Annotated in this window: 14 protein-coding genes and 1 pseudogene; 13 read left to right on the plus strand and 2 right to left on the minus strand. The window is 64.7% G+C overall.

Translation table 11 applies throughout. The annotated features are described in order from the left end of the window. From ybgC to prfH, 6 genes are all read left to right on the plus strand, one after another. Positions 1–480: a tol-pal system-associated acyl-CoA thioesterase gene (gene ybgC / locus O987_RS19050; RefSeq protein ID WP_003053259.1), complete on the plus strand. Its 480-nt coding sequence runs from the start codon at positions 1–3 to the stop codon at positions 478–480. Continuing rightward, positions 477–1,181, plus strand: coding sequence for a protein TolQ (gene tolQ, locus O987_RS19055; RefSeq protein WP_003053258.1), 705 nt, complete (start codon positions 477–479; stop codon positions 1,179–1,181). The genes ybgC and tolQ overlap by 4 nt, the downstream gene beginning before the upstream one ends. Before the next feature lie 150 nt (positions 1,182–1,331). Then, entirely contained in the window at positions 1,332–1,763 is a 432-nt protein-coding gene (locus O987_RS19060) for a biopolymer transporter ExbD (RefSeq protein WP_003053257.1), read from the plus strand. A 77-nt stretch (positions 1,764–1,840) separates the two neighbouring features. Beyond that, positions 1,841–2,971 (plus strand): cell envelope integrity protein TolA, encoded by a 1,131-nt coding sequence (gene tolA / locus O987_RS19065; protein WP_043374056.1) that lies wholly within the window; start codon positions 1,841–1,843, stop codon positions 2,969–2,971. Between the two features lie 388 nt (positions 2,972–3,359). Next, complete coding sequence (locus tag O987_RS19070) at positions 3,360–4,514, plus strand: RNA ligase RtcB family protein (RefSeq protein ID WP_043374058.1); 1,155 nt, start codon at positions 3,360–3,362, stop codon at positions 4,512–4,514. Beyond that, entirely contained in the window at positions 4,514–5,092 is a 579-nt protein-coding gene (gene prfH, locus O987_RS19075) for a peptide chain release factor H (protein ID WP_235214181.1), read from the plus strand. The genes O987_RS19070 and prfH overlap by 1 nt, the downstream gene beginning before the upstream one ends. Positions 5,093–5,164: 72 nt before the next feature. On the opposite strand, the gene O987_RS19080 is transcribed toward prfH, so the two are convergent. Beyond that, positions 5,165–5,923 (minus strand): sulfite exporter TauE/SafE family protein, encoded by a 759-nt coding sequence (locus O987_RS19080; protein ID WP_043376664.1) that lies wholly within the window; start codon positions 5,921–5,923, stop codon positions 5,165–5,167. A 146-nt stretch (positions 5,924–6,069) separates the two neighbouring features. Between O987_RS19080 and O987_RS19085 the strand changes: the two genes are divergently transcribed. The 3 genes from O987_RS19085 to O987_RS19095 all read left to right on the plus strand — a co-directional run bounded on the left by O987_RS19085 (position 6,070) and on the right by O987_RS19095 (position 9,407). Beyond that, positions 6,070–6,975: a LysR substrate-binding domain-containing protein gene (locus tag O987_RS19085; RefSeq protein ID WP_043374063.1), complete on the plus strand. Its 906-nt coding sequence runs from the start codon at positions 6,070–6,072 to the stop codon at positions 6,973–6,975. 27 nt (positions 6,976–7,002) lie between these two features. Next, positions 7,003–8,391 carry a tRNA 5-hydroxyuridine modification protein YegQ gene (gene yegQ / locus O987_RS19090; protein WP_043374065.1) on the plus strand — a complete coding sequence of 463 codons (1,389 nt, stop codon included), beginning with the start codon at positions 7,003–7,005 and terminating at the stop codon, positions 8,389–8,391. A gap of 155 nt (positions 8,392–8,546) precedes the next feature. Then, positions 8,547–9,407: a plasmid replication/partition related protein gene (locus O987_RS19095; RefSeq protein ID WP_043374067.1), complete on the plus strand. Its 861-nt coding sequence runs from the start codon at positions 8,547–8,549 to the stop codon at positions 9,405–9,407. A 17-nt stretch (positions 9,408–9,424) separates the two neighbouring features. On the opposite strand, the gene O987_RS19100 is transcribed toward O987_RS19095, so the two are convergent. Beyond that, positions 9,425–10,228, minus strand: a complete 804-nt coding sequence (locus O987_RS19100) for an IclR family transcriptional regulator (RefSeq protein ID WP_051962212.1) — start codon at positions 10,226–10,228, stop codon at positions 9,425–9,427. Positions 10,229–10,332: 104 nt separating this feature from the next. Between O987_RS19100 and O987_RS19105 the strand changes: the two genes are divergently transcribed. The 4 genes and pseudogenes from O987_RS19105 (at position 10,333) to O987_RS19120 (ending at position 14,493) form a co-directional block, all read left to right on the plus strand. After that, positions 10,333–11,322 carry a Bug family tripartite tricarboxylate transporter substrate binding protein gene (locus O987_RS19105; RefSeq protein WP_043376669.1) on the plus strand — a complete coding sequence of 330 codons (990 nt, stop codon included), beginning with the start codon at positions 10,333–10,335 and terminating at the stop codon, positions 11,320–11,322. Between the two features lie 19 nt (positions 11,323–11,341). Beyond that, positions 11,342–12,857 (plus strand): annotated as a pseudogene (locus tag O987_RS19110) (class I adenylate-forming enzyme family protein). 12 nt (positions 12,858–12,869) lie between these two features. After that, positions 12,870–13,655: a citryl-CoA lyase gene (locus O987_RS19115; protein ID WP_043374069.1), complete on the plus strand. Its 786-nt coding sequence runs from the start codon at positions 12,870–12,872 to the stop codon at positions 13,653–13,655. A gap of 1 nt (position 13,656) precedes the next feature. Beyond that, positions 13,657–14,493, plus strand: coding sequence for an SDR family NAD(P)-dependent oxidoreductase (locus O987_RS19120; protein ID WP_043374071.1), 837 nt, complete (start codon positions 13,657–13,659; stop codon positions 14,491–14,493). Positions 14,494–14,496: the final 3 nt, after the last annotated feature.

The following is a 14,496-nucleotide window of genomic DNA, read 5'->3' on the forward strand; positions in this document are numbered from 1 at the left end:
ATGATGCAGAGCCAACCAGCGCCTTTGCCTGACGGTGCCGATGCCATGCAAGCCGCCGCAGCCGGGGTGTTCACATTCCCAATGCGCGTTTACTGGGAAGACACCGACGCCGGCGGCGTCGTGTTCTATGCCAACTACCTCAAGTTCTTCGAGCGTGCCCGCACCGAGTGGTTGCGCTCGCTGGGCATCGCCCAGCAAAAGCTGCGGGAACAAACCGGCGGCATCTTTGTCGTAACGTCTGCGCAGCTTGAATATCTGCACCCGGCGCGACTCGATGACCAACTCTTTGTTACCGCTAGCTTGAAAAGTGCCGGCCGTGCTTCGCTCACAATCGAGCAGCAGGCGCGGCTGGTGCATTCCGACAGTCAGTCCCAAGAGTCCACGCCGCTGTGCACGGGCTCGATCCGAATTGGGTGGGTGGATGGCACGACCATGCGCCCCGCGAGAATTCCGAACCATATCCTGGAGCAACTTTCATGAACTCCCAAGACATGTCCATCCTCAGCCTCATCATGCAGGCCAGCTGGGTGGTGCAACTGGTCATGCTGATCCTGGTGATCGCATCCATAGCGAGCTGGGCCACCATTTTCCGCAAGGCCCAGACCCTGAAGCGCGTGCGCACGCTCAACGACAACTTCGAGCAGGACTTCTGGTCGGGCACCAGCCTCAACGACCTCTACGCCTCTGCGGCGCAGAACGCCAAGACCGGCGGCCCCATGGAGCGCATCTTTGCCAGCGGCATGCGTGAATACCAGAAGCTGCGCGAGCGCCGTATCGGCGATGTCGCCACGCTGCTGGACGGCACGCGCCGTGCCATGCGCGCGAGCTTCCAACGCGAACTCGACGAAATCGAATCCGGCCTGTCCTTCCTGGGCACAGTGGCCTCGGTATCGCCCTATGTCGGCCTGTTCGGTACCGTGTGGGGCGTGATGCACGCCTTCACCGGCTTTGCCAATATGGAGCAGATCACGCTGGCCACCGTGGCCCCCGGCATTGCCGAAGCCCTGGTCGCCACTGCCATGGGTCTGTTTGCAGCCATCCCCGCCGTGACGGCCTACAACCGCTACGCCCACCACATCGACCGCATCGCCAGCCAGGAAGAGACCTTCATCGAGGAGTTCTCCAATATCCTGCAGCGCAATGTCGGTGCCACCGCCAGCGGCTCCGCCTCCGGCCATTGAGATGAAGCAGGCCCTGAGTCGCTTCGCGCCTGCCCCCTCCGTCTTCGGCAGGGGGACGACAGCTTCGCCGGGGCAGCCCCTGCTGCGCGGCAGCCATTGCCCGGTGTCTTCGGCCTGCGCTGAGCAGTCTATTTGTAAGGAGTGTGATCCATGCCAGCCATGAGTTCACGCGGTCGCAATCGCCGCACCGTCAACGAAATCAATATGGTGCCCTTCATCGACGTGATGCTGGTGCTGCTCATCATCTTCATGGTGACGGCGCCCATGCTCACGCCGGGCTCCATCAACGTGCCCAGCGCGGGCAAGTCCTCGCGCCCGCCGACCAAGAACATTGCCTATGTGCTGCTCGACAAGGACGGCAGCATCCAGTTCAAGAACGGCAGCAACACCCAGACCATCAAGCCAGGCGACCTCAAGGGTCTGGCCCAGTCCTGGCAGCAAGGCCAGGGCGAGGACAGCGCCATCCAGATCATCGCCGACAAGGGTCTGCCTTTTGACGACGTCATGAAGGCGCACACCACGCTGTCCAAGGCCGGCGTCAAGCGCATAGCCTTCGGCGTCGTTTCCTCTTCCAGCAATTGATCCCCTACAGGAAGCTCTGCCGCCAGCCGCGACTTTGACGCCTTGAAGCCGCAGCCCGCGCAGACCACCCATTCACCATGCCTAACCAGCAAGATCGCGATCAGTTTGCCCCGCCCCGCCCCAAAGGCCGGGCGCGCTCATGGTCGCTCGCCCTGGCCGCGCACGGGTTGCTGATCGCGGCCCTGCTGTGGACGGTGCGCCCCCCCAAAGAAGCCGACGAAGCCATGGTCGAAGCCGAGGTCTGGAGCAGTTCCGCGCCAGCCTCTGCCGCCGCCGTGACACCGCCGCCCCCTGCCCCGGAGCCCACTCCGGAACCGCCCCCGGCACCCGAGCCGCCGCCACCTCCACCGGAGCCCGTGGTGGCACCGCTGCCTCCTCCTGCTCCTGCCCCCAAGGTCCAGGCCCCTGACGACGATCATGAGGCCGAGATCGCCCTGGCCAGGAAGAAAAAGCAGGAGCAGCTGAAGAAGGAAAAGGCGGAGCAGGAAGCCCGTGAACAGCGGGAAAAAGAGCGCAAGGAAAAAGCAGAGAAGGAAAAGGCCGAAAAGGCTCAGCTGGAAAAGCAGAAGGCTGAAAAGGCGGAGAAGGAACGCAAGGAAAAGCTCGAGCACGAGAAAAAGGAAAAGGCCGACAAGGCTGCCAAGGACAAGGCCGAGAAGGAAAAAGCGGAAAAGGCCGAAAAGGAAAAGGCCGACAAAGCCGCCAAGGACAAGGCTGCCAGGGAAAAAGCCGAGAAGGACAAGGCCGAGAAGGAAAAGGCAGCCAAGGAAGCCAAGGAGAAGGCGGCCAGGGACGCCAAGGATGCCAAGGCAGCCGATGACCGTCGCAAGGCCGAGCTGGCACGCCTGCAAGGGCTGGCTGGCGGCTCCGGCGGCAGCGATCAGGCCGGCAGTGGCGGCAGCCGCACGGGCGGAGCGGGCAGCAGTGCCAGTGGCGGCCCCTCGGCGGGTTATGCGGCCAAGGTGGCAGCGCGCGTCAAGCCCAACATCGTCTACCCCGATGCGGTCAGCGGCAATCCGCGTGCCGAGGTTCGCGTGCGCACGGCACCGGACGGCACCATCACCAGCGCCACGATCTCCAAGTCCAGCGGCAACGCGGCCTGGGACGAAGCCGTGGTCCGCGCCCTGCACAAGACCGACAAGCTGCCGCGCGATATCGACGGCAAGGTACCGTCGGATCTGGTCATAGGTTTCAGACCCCAGGACTGACGCGGAACTGCGCGCAGCTGTCCCCCAAGCCCCGCAGGCATGGCCTACGGGGCTTTTCTCTATCTGTGGTCAATCCACAACGCACCGAGCTGCACGGCTTGCGCCGCCGCCTGCCAGTCCATAGCATGCCTTTCTTTGCCGCAATACACGACGTATTGCGCGCTTTCCCGCTCACGCAAAGGAGAGAGCCATGTCCCAGACGACAAATCCCTTTGCAGTCGTGCCCGCCTAAAGCCTTCTAGCGCTTCCCGCCACGCTGCAGACCTCGCCCGGCCCATCAACGGTATGGAGTCAGGCCTTGCGCTGCGCGTGAATTCCCGGATGCCTCTCGGTCGAGCATGTCGCGACTGCCTATCGCTGATTTCATGCATTCGACCAAGGGCCATTCATGGGCAATTCTTTTTCGGACACCTATATCCAGGTGTTCGCCAACCGCAGCGTCTGGATCGAGGACGCTGCCATCCAGCAACTTCACACCACCGCCGCCAATCTGGACGGCATCCGCGCCGCCGTGGGTCTTCCCGACCTGCATCCGGGCCGGGGCTATCCGGTAGGTGCGGCATTCTTCTCGACAGGACGCCTGTACCCGGCCCTGGTCGGCGGCGACATAGGCTGCGGCATGGCCCTGTACGCAACCGACCTGGCCGTGCACAAGACCTCGGGCGCCAGGCTCGAAAAAGCCGTGGGCAATATCGACGGCCCTCTGCCTCAGGAGCTGCTGGAGACCGTGGACATGGGGCAGCTGCAGCAGATTGCGCAGACCAGCGGTGTCGCCGCTCTTACCTATCTGCAGGAGAGCCTGGGCACCATCGGCGGCGGCAACCACTTTGCCGAACTGCAGCAGGTCGAGACCCTCTACGAGGAAGGCGCGCTCGACAAAAAGCGCGTGCACCTCATGGTGCACAGCGGCTCGCGCGGCCTTGGCGGCGCCATACTGCGCGAGCATGTGCAGCGCTTCAGCCACGACGGCCTGGCCGCCGGCACCGAAGCCGCAAGGCAATACCTGCTGCAGCACGATTCAGCCATCGACTATGCGCGGCTCAACCGCAGCAGCATCGCCGAGCGCCTGCTGCGCGCGATCCGCACCCAGGGCAAGGCCCTGCTCGACATCACGCACAACCATGTGCTGCCCCACCACTGGCAGGGGCAGGACGGCTTTCTGCACCGCAAGGGCGCCACGCCGGCAGACCGGGGTCTGGTCGTCATTCCGGGCTCGCGCGGCGACTACAGCTATCTGGTGCGGCCCGTTGCGGGCCGGCACGAGGCGCTGGATTCGCTGGCCCACGGCGCCGGCCGCAAATGGGCGCGCACGGACTGCGCGGGCCGGCTGCGGCCCCGCTTCACGCTGGACGAGCTGCTGCGCACGCGCTTTGGCAGCGCCGTGGTCTGCGCCGACCGCGAGCTGGTCTACGAGGAGGCCCCCCAGGCCTACAAGGATGTGGACTCCGTGGTTGCCAGCCTGCAGCAAGCCGGCCTGGTGGAGCTGGTCGCGCGCCTCAAGCCCCTGCTGACCTACAAGAAGGGATCCCTGCAATGCTGCTGATGCAACTGAGCTCCGCCCACGGTCCCGCCGAGTGCGAATACGCACTGCAGCTGACCCTGCGCAAGCTGCTGCAGGCCTGCGCCGCCGAGGATCTCGCGGTCGAGGTGCTGGAGGAGTTCCGCACCCCGGCCGGCTACAGGTCGGTGCTGCTGCGCTGCGAGCGCGAGACGCCCGCACTGCGCGAATGGCTGGGCACCATCCAGTGGATCTTCGCCAGCCCCTTCCGGCCCCGGCATCCGCGCAAGAACTGGTTCGTCGCCGTGCAGCGCTGCGAGCCGCCGCGCCAGCTGACCATGGACGGCGAGATCCAGTTCCAGTCCTGCAAGGCTTCAGGCAAGGGCGGCCAGCATGTCAACACCACGGACTCGGCCGTCCATGCCCTGCATGTGCCCAGCGGGATGGCCGTCAAGGTCATGAGCGAACGCAGCCAGCATGCCAACAAGCAGCTGGCGCGCGAGCTGCTGGCCATCAAGCTGGCCCGGCACAATGCGCGCAGCCAGGGGCAGGCCCAGCGCCTGCGCAGCCAGCAGCACTGGGAAGTCGAGCGCGGTCAGGCCGTCAAGGTCTTCCGCCTGTAACTGCCCCGTGACAATATTGCCGCCTGCCTCGCGAACGCCGGGGCGGCGGCAATGTCGCTACGGCCCGGCCACTCAGAAGCACAGGTAGACCCCCAGGGCCAGCAGGCTGAGCATCAGCAGCTTCCGGAAAAGCTCGGGCGAGAGTTTTTCGCGCAGCAACTCGCCCCAGTGCATGCCGGCCAGCGCCGGAATCAGCATCAGGGCCGAAGCCAGCAGTCCCAGTCCCATCTCCTGCGCCTGCGCGCCCAGGCCTTGGCCCTTCCAGAGCAAGCCGCCCCCCAGGGCCAGCGTGGAGGTGGTAAAGCACAGGCCCATGGCCTGCATGAGCGCGGGGCGGGACAGGCCCAGCGACTGCAAAAAGGCCACAGCTGGCACGACAAAGACACCGGTCACGGCCGTGATGGCGCCCGTCAGCAGGCCGCATACCGCCCCCAGCCAGGCCTGGTGCGGCACCGGCGTCTGCCAGCGCAGGCCCGACAGCCCCCACAGGGCGTACAGCACCAGCGCCAGGCCCAGTGCCGGCCTGGCTGCGGGCAGGCTGCCGACTCCGCCCCAGAGGGCCACACCTCCCAGCGTGCCCAGCACAATGCCCAGCTGCATCCAGCCCAGTCTCTGCAGCAAGGGCTGCAAGCCGGCCACGGGCCGCATCTGCACCAGATTCGTCACCAGCGACGGCAAAAGCAGCAAGGCCGCCGCCTGCGCGGGCGGCATGAACACCGCCAGCAAGGCCATGGAAACCGTGGGCAGGCCCAGACCCACCACGCCCTTGACACAACCCGCCAGTCCAAACACGGCAATGGCTGCCGCAGCCATCCAGCCTTCATTCCACATCATCAATCCTTCGTATCATCCGAACCTTTAAACACTGGCAAGATCCATCTTTCTCTTGCACGGCGCTGATAATCCTTCGACACAGAACTCTTTACCAACGGGATTATTCAAATCCAGACTTCGTATAAACCTTAGGCTTGAATTCCATGCGCTTTGACCTGACCGACCTCCAGCTGTTTGTGCACATCCTCGACAGCGGCACGCTGACGGCAGCGGCACAGCGCAGCCATCTCACGCTGGCCTCGGCCAGCGAGCGCGTGCGCGGCATGGAGGCGCTGCTGGGCACGGCGCTGCTCATTCGCCAGGCTCGCGGCGTGCAGCCCACGGCTGCGGGTCACACCCTGGGCCAGCATGCGCGCCAGGTGCTCAGCCAGATGCAGCTCCTGCGCGGAGCCATGGGCGAATTCGGCGCCGGCCTGGCCGGGCAGATCCGGCTGCGCGGCAATACCTCGGCCGTGCGCGAGCATCTGCCGCTGGCCGTCAGCCGCTTTCTGCGACAGCACCCGCAGATTGCGCTGGAGCTGCAGGAATGTCCCAGCAGCGAAGTGCTGGCCGGACTGCGCCAGGGCCTGTGCGATATCGGCGTGGCTGCCTGGGATGCCGAAGACAGCAGCGCCCTGGCAGGCCTGCACTGCCAGCCCTGGAGGGCGGACCCGCTGGCCGCCGCATTGCCGCTGAGCCACGCGCTGGCCGGACGCCCGCAACTGAAACTGGCCGAGCTGCTGCACGAGAACTGGGTCGGCCTGCCACGCGACTCCGCCTTGCAGCAGCTGCTGCAGAAACAGGCCTTGCGGATCAATGACCGGCTGCTGCGCATCCAGGTCCAGCTGCAGCATTTCGAGGGACTGTGCCAGCTCGTGGGCCAGGGCGTCGGCATTGCCGTGCTGCCGCTGGCCGCCGTGCAGCGCCACGCCGCCGCCACCGGCGTGGTGGCCGTGCCGCTGTCCGACGCCTGGGCGCAGCGCCAGCTGCTGCTGTGCACGCCCGCCGCGACGGCCTCCCTGTCATTGCCTGCGCGGCAGCTGCACGCGCAACTGCTACAGACCACGTAGCCTTAGCAAGCCACGGTGAAAAGCGCTATGCGGGACAATAGCGCCATCATGACCCTCAAAGCCCCCGAACTGCTGCTGCCTGCCGGCTCGCTCGACAAGATGCGCGCCGCCTACGACTTTGGTGCCGACGCCGTCTACGCCGGCCAGCCGCGCTACAGCTTGCGCGCGCGCAACAACGAATTCCGCCTGGAGCAGATCGGCCAGGGCATTGCCGAGGCGCATGCACGCGGCAAGAAGTTCTTCCTGACCAGCAATCTGATTGCGCACAACGACAAGGTCCGCACCTATCTGCGCGACATCGAGCCCATCATCGCCATGAAGCCCGACGCCATGATCATGGCCGACCCCGGGCTCATCATGATGGTCAAGGAAAAGTGGCCCGAGCAGGAAATCCACCTGTCCGTGCAGGCCAACACCACCAACCACGCCACCGTGAAGTTCTGGCAGAAGATGGGCGTCTCGCGCATCATCCTGTCGCGCGAGCTCAGCCTGGACGAGATCGAGAAGATCCGCCAGGAATGCCCCGACATGGAGCTGGAAGTGTTTGTGCACGGCGCCCTGTGCATCGCCTACTCGGGCCGCTGCCTGCTGTCGGGCTACTTCAACCGCCGCGACCCCAACCAGGGCACCTGCACCAACGCCTGCCGCTGGGACTACAAGACGCATGACGCGGCCGTGGACCCCAACACCGGCGAGGCGCTGGGCCAGACCATGGAAAATGGCTTCAACTTCGAAGAAGCCAAGAACGATCTGGACAACCAGTTCACCAGTACCTGCGGCGACCAGCAGCGCCATCCCAAGGCCGATGCCATCTATCTGCTCGAGGAAAAAGGCCGCCCCGGCGAGATGATGCCCATCATGGAAGATGAGCATGGCACCTACATCATGAACTCCAAGGACCTGCGCGCCGTGGAGCATGTGGAGCGCCTGACCAGGATCGGCGTGGACTCGCTCAAGATCGAAGGCCGCACCAAGAGCCTGTACTACGTGGCCCGCACCGCCCAGACCTACCGCCGCGCCATCGACGACGCCGTGGCCGGTCGCCCGTTCAACCCGCATCTGATCACCGAACTCGAAGGCCTGGCCAACCGCGGCTATACCGGCGGCCTGCTGGAGCGCCGCCCTGCCAACGACTACCAGAACTACGAAACCGGCCACAGCGTGCTGCAGCGCAGCCACTTCGTGGGCGCGGTGCGCGGTTATGCCGACGGCATGGCCGAGATTGAAACCATGAACCGTTTCGCCGTGGGCGACACCATCGAAGTGATTCACCCCCAGGGCAACCGGCAGGTTTTGCTGGAGAAGATGTTCAACCTCGAAGGCCAGCCCGTGGAAGTCGCACAAGGCAACCCCGTGCGCGTGCGCATTCCGCTGGAAGGCCCTGTGGAAGGTGCGCTGATTTCGCGACTGCTGTAAGCTCGACCGGCTTTGCTTTTCCAACGCCCCATTCGCTGGGGCGTTGCTCTTTTTTCTATAGCTGCTTTCGCTCGCCCTATATTGAATTCACATTGATTTCATGCTGAAAACGAATGCCAACAAGCGCAAGCAGCTCCTCAATTTAAAGAACACACATGGAACTGAAGATTGACGAAGGCCTGAAGGCCTATATCGACCCTCTGACCCCGGACGAGCACGAATCGCTGGAGCGCAGCATCCTCGCCGAAGGCTGCCGCGACTCCCTGGTGGTCTGGGGCGATCTGCTCATCGACGGCCACAACCGCTACGGCATCTGCCGCAAGCACGGCCTGCCCTACAACACCGTGCAGGCCACGCAGTTCAAGAACATGGACGACGTGCATCTGTGGATGATCGACCAGCATCTGGGCCGCCGCTCGGTCTCCGACTTCCAGCGCGGTGTGCTGGCGCTGCGCAAGCGCGAGATCATTGCCGAGCGACGCGCTGCAGCAGCCGCTGCCGTGAACGCCGCCAAGGCCGCACAGCCGGCCAGCGAGGAAGCCCCCTGGGAAGGCGATACCGACCCCGTGGTGGCCCAGGCCCTGGCCAGCGTGGCCAAGGTGCCCGACGAAGCACTGGACGCGCGTGAAGCCCTGGCCCGCGCCGCCCGCCTGTCGGCCGGTCAGGTCAAGATGATCGAGACCATCCAGGAAAAGGCCGCACCCGAAGTCGTGGCAGCGGTCAAGGCCGGCGAACTCTCGCTCAATGCCGCAGCCGTGGTCGCCACCCTGCCCGAGGAAGAGCAGCAAGCCGTGGCCGCCGAAGGCGCCGATGCGCTCAAGCAGGCCGCCAAGCGCGTGCGTGACGCCAAGAAAAAGCCCAAGGCCGCCAAGCCCGAAGCCGAAGAATCGGCAGAAGCCGCGCCAGCCGCCAGCCCCGAAGAGTTGCAGGCCCGCGTCACCGAGCTGGAGGCCGAGAACGAGCGCCTGCGCCTGCAGGTCAAGACCTTGCAGGACCTGCTGGCCGAACAGGGTTAAGTCGCCCCGCCTGCCGCTCAGAACGCGTCGAAACCATGGGCGCGCAGGCTTTTGCGCATGAGCTGCACGACCCGGCGCTGGCGTTCGCGCGGCATGCGGTTTTCGGCGGCGGCCACGCTGATCCCTGCAAGCACATCGCCGCTGGCATCGCAGACCGGCATGCCTACCGCCAGCACATTCTGGGTCGCATGGTTGCCCACCAGTGACCAGCCCCGCTCCCGCGTGGCCTGCACCAGCAGCCTCAGGCGCTGCAGGGTCATGCCGCCGTACAAGGCGAGCGCCGGGGCGTTGACGTCGAGCACCGCTTCCACTTCGCGGTCTGCCAGTGCCGAGAGCAGCGCCAGCCCGGCGGCACCGACTCCCAGGGGCTGGCGCGTGCCCACCTGTATCACCAGAATCTGGATGGGATAGCTGCCCACATGCCGCGCAATGCAGTGGGACAGACCACCGTCGCGCACCACGGCAAATGCGGCATCCCCACACCCTTCGCTGATGGCGGCCAGCACCGGCGCAAGCCGCTGCGCCAGATCCTCGCGTTGCCTGCTGCTGGGCACCAGCGCCCTCCAGCGCTCGCCGGGCCCGTAGCGATAACGTGAGACCAGCGCCACATAGCGCGCCTCCTGCAATGCCGCCAGCAGGCGATAGATGGTGGCCCGCTCGAGACCGGTCTGGCGACACAGCTCGGCCACGCGCATTCCCTCCTGCGGCCCAGCAAGCACGGCATCCATCACCGCCAGACCACGGCTCAAGGTCTTGCTCTCCTCTCCTGCAGAGGGTTTTCGCCTAGTGATTTCGTCCGGCAGGCAGACGTTTTCATTCATTCATTTCCCCGCTTCATTGAAACAATCGCCGACAAGCCATGGCTCTTGGCATATGGGGTTCGACAGCGCTGAAGAACCCCCATAACCCTTTCAAGGAGACAATGATGAAGCAGGAAAGGCATCGCAGAAACATCTGCATCGCCATCGCCGCAACGCTAGGTTCATGCCTGACATCAGCGGCACCGGCCGTGGAAAGCAACTGGCCCACCAAGCCCCTCAAGCTCGTCGTCGGCTATGCGGCCGGCGGCGCCACAGATGTCGTTGCGCGCCTCGTGGCCAACCGGATGGGCATGGAGCTGGGGCAGTCCATCATCGTGGACAACCGTACCGGCGCCAACAGCAATGTGGGCGCAGAAATCGTCGCCCGCGCTCCTGCCGACGGGTACAGCCTGTACGTCTACACGATCGCCAACACCATCAATGCATCGCTGTACAACAAGCTCGGCTACGACCCCGTCAAGGACTTCGAGCCCGTTGGCCTGATCGCCAAGATTCCCAATCTGCTGGTGGTCAATCCGGGCCTTCCGATCCACTCGGTGCAGGACTACGTCAGGTTCGCGAAGAATTCCAGCGACGGCCTGACATTCGCCTCCTCGGGCAGTGGCTCCTCCATCCATCTCTCCGGCGAGATGTTCAAGATGAAGACCGGGCTGAACATGCTGCATGTACCCTACCGGGGCAGTGCGCCAGCCGTCTCCGACCTGCTTGGCGGGCAGGTGCAGTCCATGTTCGACAACTCGCCCTCGTCCATGCCGCATGTGAAGGCAGGAAAGCTGCGCGCACTGGCCATCACCAGCAAGGAGCGCTCCCCCCTGCTGCCCGATGTGCCGACCTTGGCCGAATCCGGCTTCCCCGGCTTCGAAGTGCAGTCCTGGTTTGGCATTTCAGCTCCAGCTGGCACGCCGGAAGCCGTCATCAAGCGCCTGAACACTGCACTCAACCAGGCACTGAAAGACCCCGGCATCAAGCAAAGACTTGCTGAACTGGTCGCGACCACGGCACCAGGAACGCCCGACGACATGCGCAAATTCGTCGCCGGCGAACTCAAGAGCTGGAGCGAGGTCGTGAAGGCATCGGGCGCCAAGACGAACTGACTCACCAGGACAAGGCTTTATGTATCCCATCGATTTCTTCTGGCGCGCGGTGCAGCGCTGGCCGCAGCGCGTCGCCATCGACACGCCGAGTGAGCAGTTGAGCTTCGAACAGCTGGCACAGCAGGTCTGCGCCACGGCCAGCGGATTGCTGGCGCTGGACCCCAGGCCACAGTCGCGCGTGGCCATCTGCGCCACCAACAGTGCCGAGCATATCGTTGCACTCCTGGCCGTGCTGGCCTGCGGCAAGGTTTGGGTGCCCCTGAACCCCAAGAGCACACAATCCGAGATCCGCCGCATCACCGACATCGTCGACGCCAGCATCCTGATTGTCGAGGCGGATTACGGGGATCTGGTCACCGATGCACGGGCTCGGCGCATCCTGATCGGCACGGCCGAGGCAGAGCAGCCCACTCTCGCACAGCTGATATCCCGGCACGCAGGCGCACCGATTCCAAGCTTCGATCTGCACGAAGACGCAACGCAAGCCATCAAGTTCACGGGAGGCACCACCGGAGCGCCCAAGGGGGTGATGCAGCCCTACCGCGCGTGGATGGCGAACATCGTCAATCAGATCCATGCCTGGTCATTCGATGAGCAGGACCGCTATGTCATGGCCGCCCCCATCACCCACGGCACCTCGACCTATGTGCTTCCGATTCTTGCGCAGGGCGGCTGCCACGTGATCATGGACGGTGCCGGCGCGCAGGCGGTGCGCGACACGTTCCGCCACCGTGGTGGCACGGTGTGCTTCATGCCGCCAACCTTGGTGTACATGCTGATGGGACTGCAAGGCACGACGCGCGCCGACTTCCCTCACCTCAAGCGTCTGATCTACGGCGGCGCACCGATGCCCCCCGGAGAAGATCCGCGAGGTCAGGAATTTCTTCGGCCCCGTGCTCGGCACCACCTACGGACAGACCGAGGCTCCCCAGATTCTGACCGTGATGCGGCCCGAGGACTTCGAGCACGAGGCCAACTGGGCCGCCATCGGACGACGCACCTGGTACAGCGACCTGGCCATCATGTCTCCCGAGGGCCGCTTGCTCGGAACCGGCGAGGTGGGCGAGGTCGTCGCGCGCGGGCCACTGGTGATGACCGGGTACTGGAACTTGCCCGAGAAGACGGCAGAGACGCTGGTCGACGGCTGGTTGCACACCGGTGACCGCGGCATGTTCGACGAACGCGGCTACCTCTATCTGAAGGATCGCCTGAAAGACATGGTGATCACGGGCGGCTTCAACGTCTACCCGATCGAGGTCGAGAACGCCCTCGCCCAGCACCCTGCCGTGCATGAATGCGCCGTCTTCGGCATTCCTGACGACAAATGGGGCGAAAGCGTCCAAGCAGCAGTGCAGCTGCGGCCGCACCAACAGGCCACCGAGGCCGATCTCGCGGCCTTTCTGCGCGAACGGCTCGGCCCCGTCCAGACCCCGAAACGCATCCACTTCATGAGCGAACTGCCGCGCTCTCCCGTGGGCAAGGTTCTCAAGAATGCCGTGCGCGACCTGGCCATTGCCTGCGGCAGCAACACCTGAAGAAAGCAAGCCATGAACCCAAGGAATAAGCCCCCCACCACCAGCCTGTGCACGCATACGCTCACCAGCCTGACTTACGGCGATGCCGATCTCGTGCACGACCTCATGGGCAAGAAGACCTTCACGGAGGTGATGCTCATGCAGATCCTCGGACGCAGCCCACGCCCCGTGGACCTGCGCATCACCGATGTGGTGCTGATCGTGCTGATGGAGCATGGCCTCACCCCCAGCGCCATTGCCACCCGCGTCGTCTACATGAGCGCACCCGAGAATCTGCAGGGAGCCGTTTCTGCGGGCCTGCTGGCCGTGGGCAGCTCGTTTGTCGGCACCATGGAGAACTGCTCGGGACTGCTCGACCGCATCATCGCGGCCTCCAGTCCCATGGAGGAAGCCCGCAGCATCGCCAGTCACCATCAGTCGCAGAAATCACCCGTCCCCGGATTCGGGCACCACCTTCACAAGCCGGTCGACCCCCGCGCCTACAAGCTGCTGGAGATGGGACGCGAGGAGGCGGATCTGAAAGGTGACAGGATTCGCGCCCTGGAAATGCTGTCGAAGGCCGTGGACGAAAGTGCCGGCCGCGCGATCACCATCAATGCCACGGGTGCCGTGGCTGCCCTGCTGGGGGAGATCGGTGTGCCCACCCGCATCATGCGCGGGTTTGCCGTGATCTCGCGCGCGGCAGGACTGGTTGCACATATCGCCGAAGAGCAACAGAACCCTTCGGGCCGATTCATCTGGGAAACCGTCGAGAACGCCATTGCGTACACTAGCCCCGCTGCGGCAGGGGAGCAGTGAAATGTCCTGCACAACTCCCGATGTCGCACCGCCTTTGCGCGCACTGCTTGATCTGACCGGCCGAACGGTCGCCGTCGCCGGTGGCGGCTCCATCGCTGCGGGCTGGAGCATCGGCCGCGCCTCGTGCATCACCTATGCACGACAGGGAGCGACGGTATGTGTGATCGACCGCGATCTTGACTCTGCCAAGGAGACCGTGCGCCTGATCGAGGCCGAAGGTGGCAGCGCCTTTGCCTATCAGGCCGACATGGCGCGCGAAGAGGACATCTTCTCGGCCTTCAGAGACATGGCTGCCAGGCACCAGGCCATCGACGTGCTCCATCACAACGTGGGCATAGGCAAGACGGGCGGACCGCTGGAAACCAGCGCAGAGGACCTGGACCGCATTCACAGCGTGAACGTGAAAAGCCTCATGCTGAGCTGCCAGGCCGTGCTGCCGGCGATGGTGCAGCGCGGCTGCGGCACGATCATCTCGATCGCATCGGTTGCGGGACTGCGCTATCTCGGCTATCCGCATCTGGCCTATTGCACGACCAAGGCCGCCGTGATCCAGATGACGCGCATGATTGCGCAGCAATATGCGCCGCACGGAATTCGGGCCAATACGGTCGTGCCTGGCCTGATCGATACGCCGCGCGTGAGCGCCAATGTCGCACATATGTTCTCCGACAGCCTCGACGAGGCCAAGGCTGCGCGGGCGCGGCAGGTGCCGCTGCAACGCATGGGGACTGCGTGGGAGGTGGCGAACGTCTGCGCCTTCCTGGCTTCGGATGCCGCCAGCTACATCACGGGCACGGAAATCGTCGCCGACGGCGGCTTGACCGGAAAGTACGTCTGAGCC

The organism is Comamonas testosteroni TK102 (assembly GCF_000739375.1).
GTDB classification, from domain to species: domain Bacteria; phylum Pseudomonadota; class Gammaproteobacteria; order Burkholderiales; family Burkholderiaceae_C; genus Comamonas; species Comamonas brasiliensis.

Bases quoted from the DNA above. Each gene is read 5' to 3' on its own strand.
- ybgC (WP_003053259.1), top strand. From the start codon at position 1: ATGATGCAGAGCCAACCAGCGCCTTTGCCTGACGGTGCCGATGCCATG.
- tolQ (WP_003053258.1), top strand. From the start codon at position 477: ATGAACTCCCAAGACATGTCCATCCTCAGCCTCATCATGCAGGCCAGC.
- O987_RS19060 (WP_003053257.1), top strand. From the start codon at position 1,332: ATGCCAGCCATGAGTTCACGCGGTCGCAATCGCCGCACCGTCAACGAA.
- tolA (WP_043374056.1), top strand. From the start codon at position 1,841: ATGCCTAACCAGCAAGATCGCGATCAGTTTGCCCCGCCCCGCCCCAAA.
- O987_RS19070 (WP_043374058.1), top strand. From the start codon at position 3,360: ATGGGCAATTCTTTTTCGGACACCTATATCCAGGTGTTCGCCAACCGC.
- prfH (WP_235214181.1), top strand. From the start codon at position 4,514: ATGCAACTGAGCTCCGCCCACGGTCCCGCCGAGTGCGAATACGCACTG.
- O987_RS19080 (WP_043376664.1), bottom strand. From the start codon at position 5,923: ATGTGGAATGAAGGCTGGATGGCTGCGGCAGCCATTGCCGTGTTTGGA.
- O987_RS19085 (WP_043374063.1), top strand. From the start codon at position 6,070: ATGCGCTTTGACCTGACCGACCTCCAGCTGTTTGTGCACATCCTCGAC.
- yegQ (WP_043374065.1), top strand. From the start codon at position 7,003: ATGCGGGACAATAGCGCCATCATGACCCTCAAAGCCCCCGAACTGCTG.
- O987_RS19095 (WP_043374067.1), top strand. From the start codon at position 8,547: ATGGAACTGAAGATTGACGAAGGCCTGAAGGCCTATATCGACCCTCTG.
- O987_RS19100 (WP_051962212.1), bottom strand. From the start codon at position 10,228: ATGAATGAAAACGTCTGCCTGCCGGACGAAATCACTAGGCGAAAACCC.
- O987_RS19105 (WP_043376669.1), top strand. From the start codon at position 10,333: ATGAAGCAGGAAAGGCATCGCAGAAACATCTGCATCGCCATCGCCGCA.
- O987_RS19115 (WP_043374069.1), top strand. From the start codon at position 12,870: ATGAACCCAAGGAATAAGCCCCCCACCACCAGCCTGTGCACGCATACG.
- O987_RS19120 (WP_043374071.1), top strand. From the start codon at position 13,657: ATGTCCTGCACAACTCCCGATGTCGCACCGCCTTTGCGCGCACTGCTT.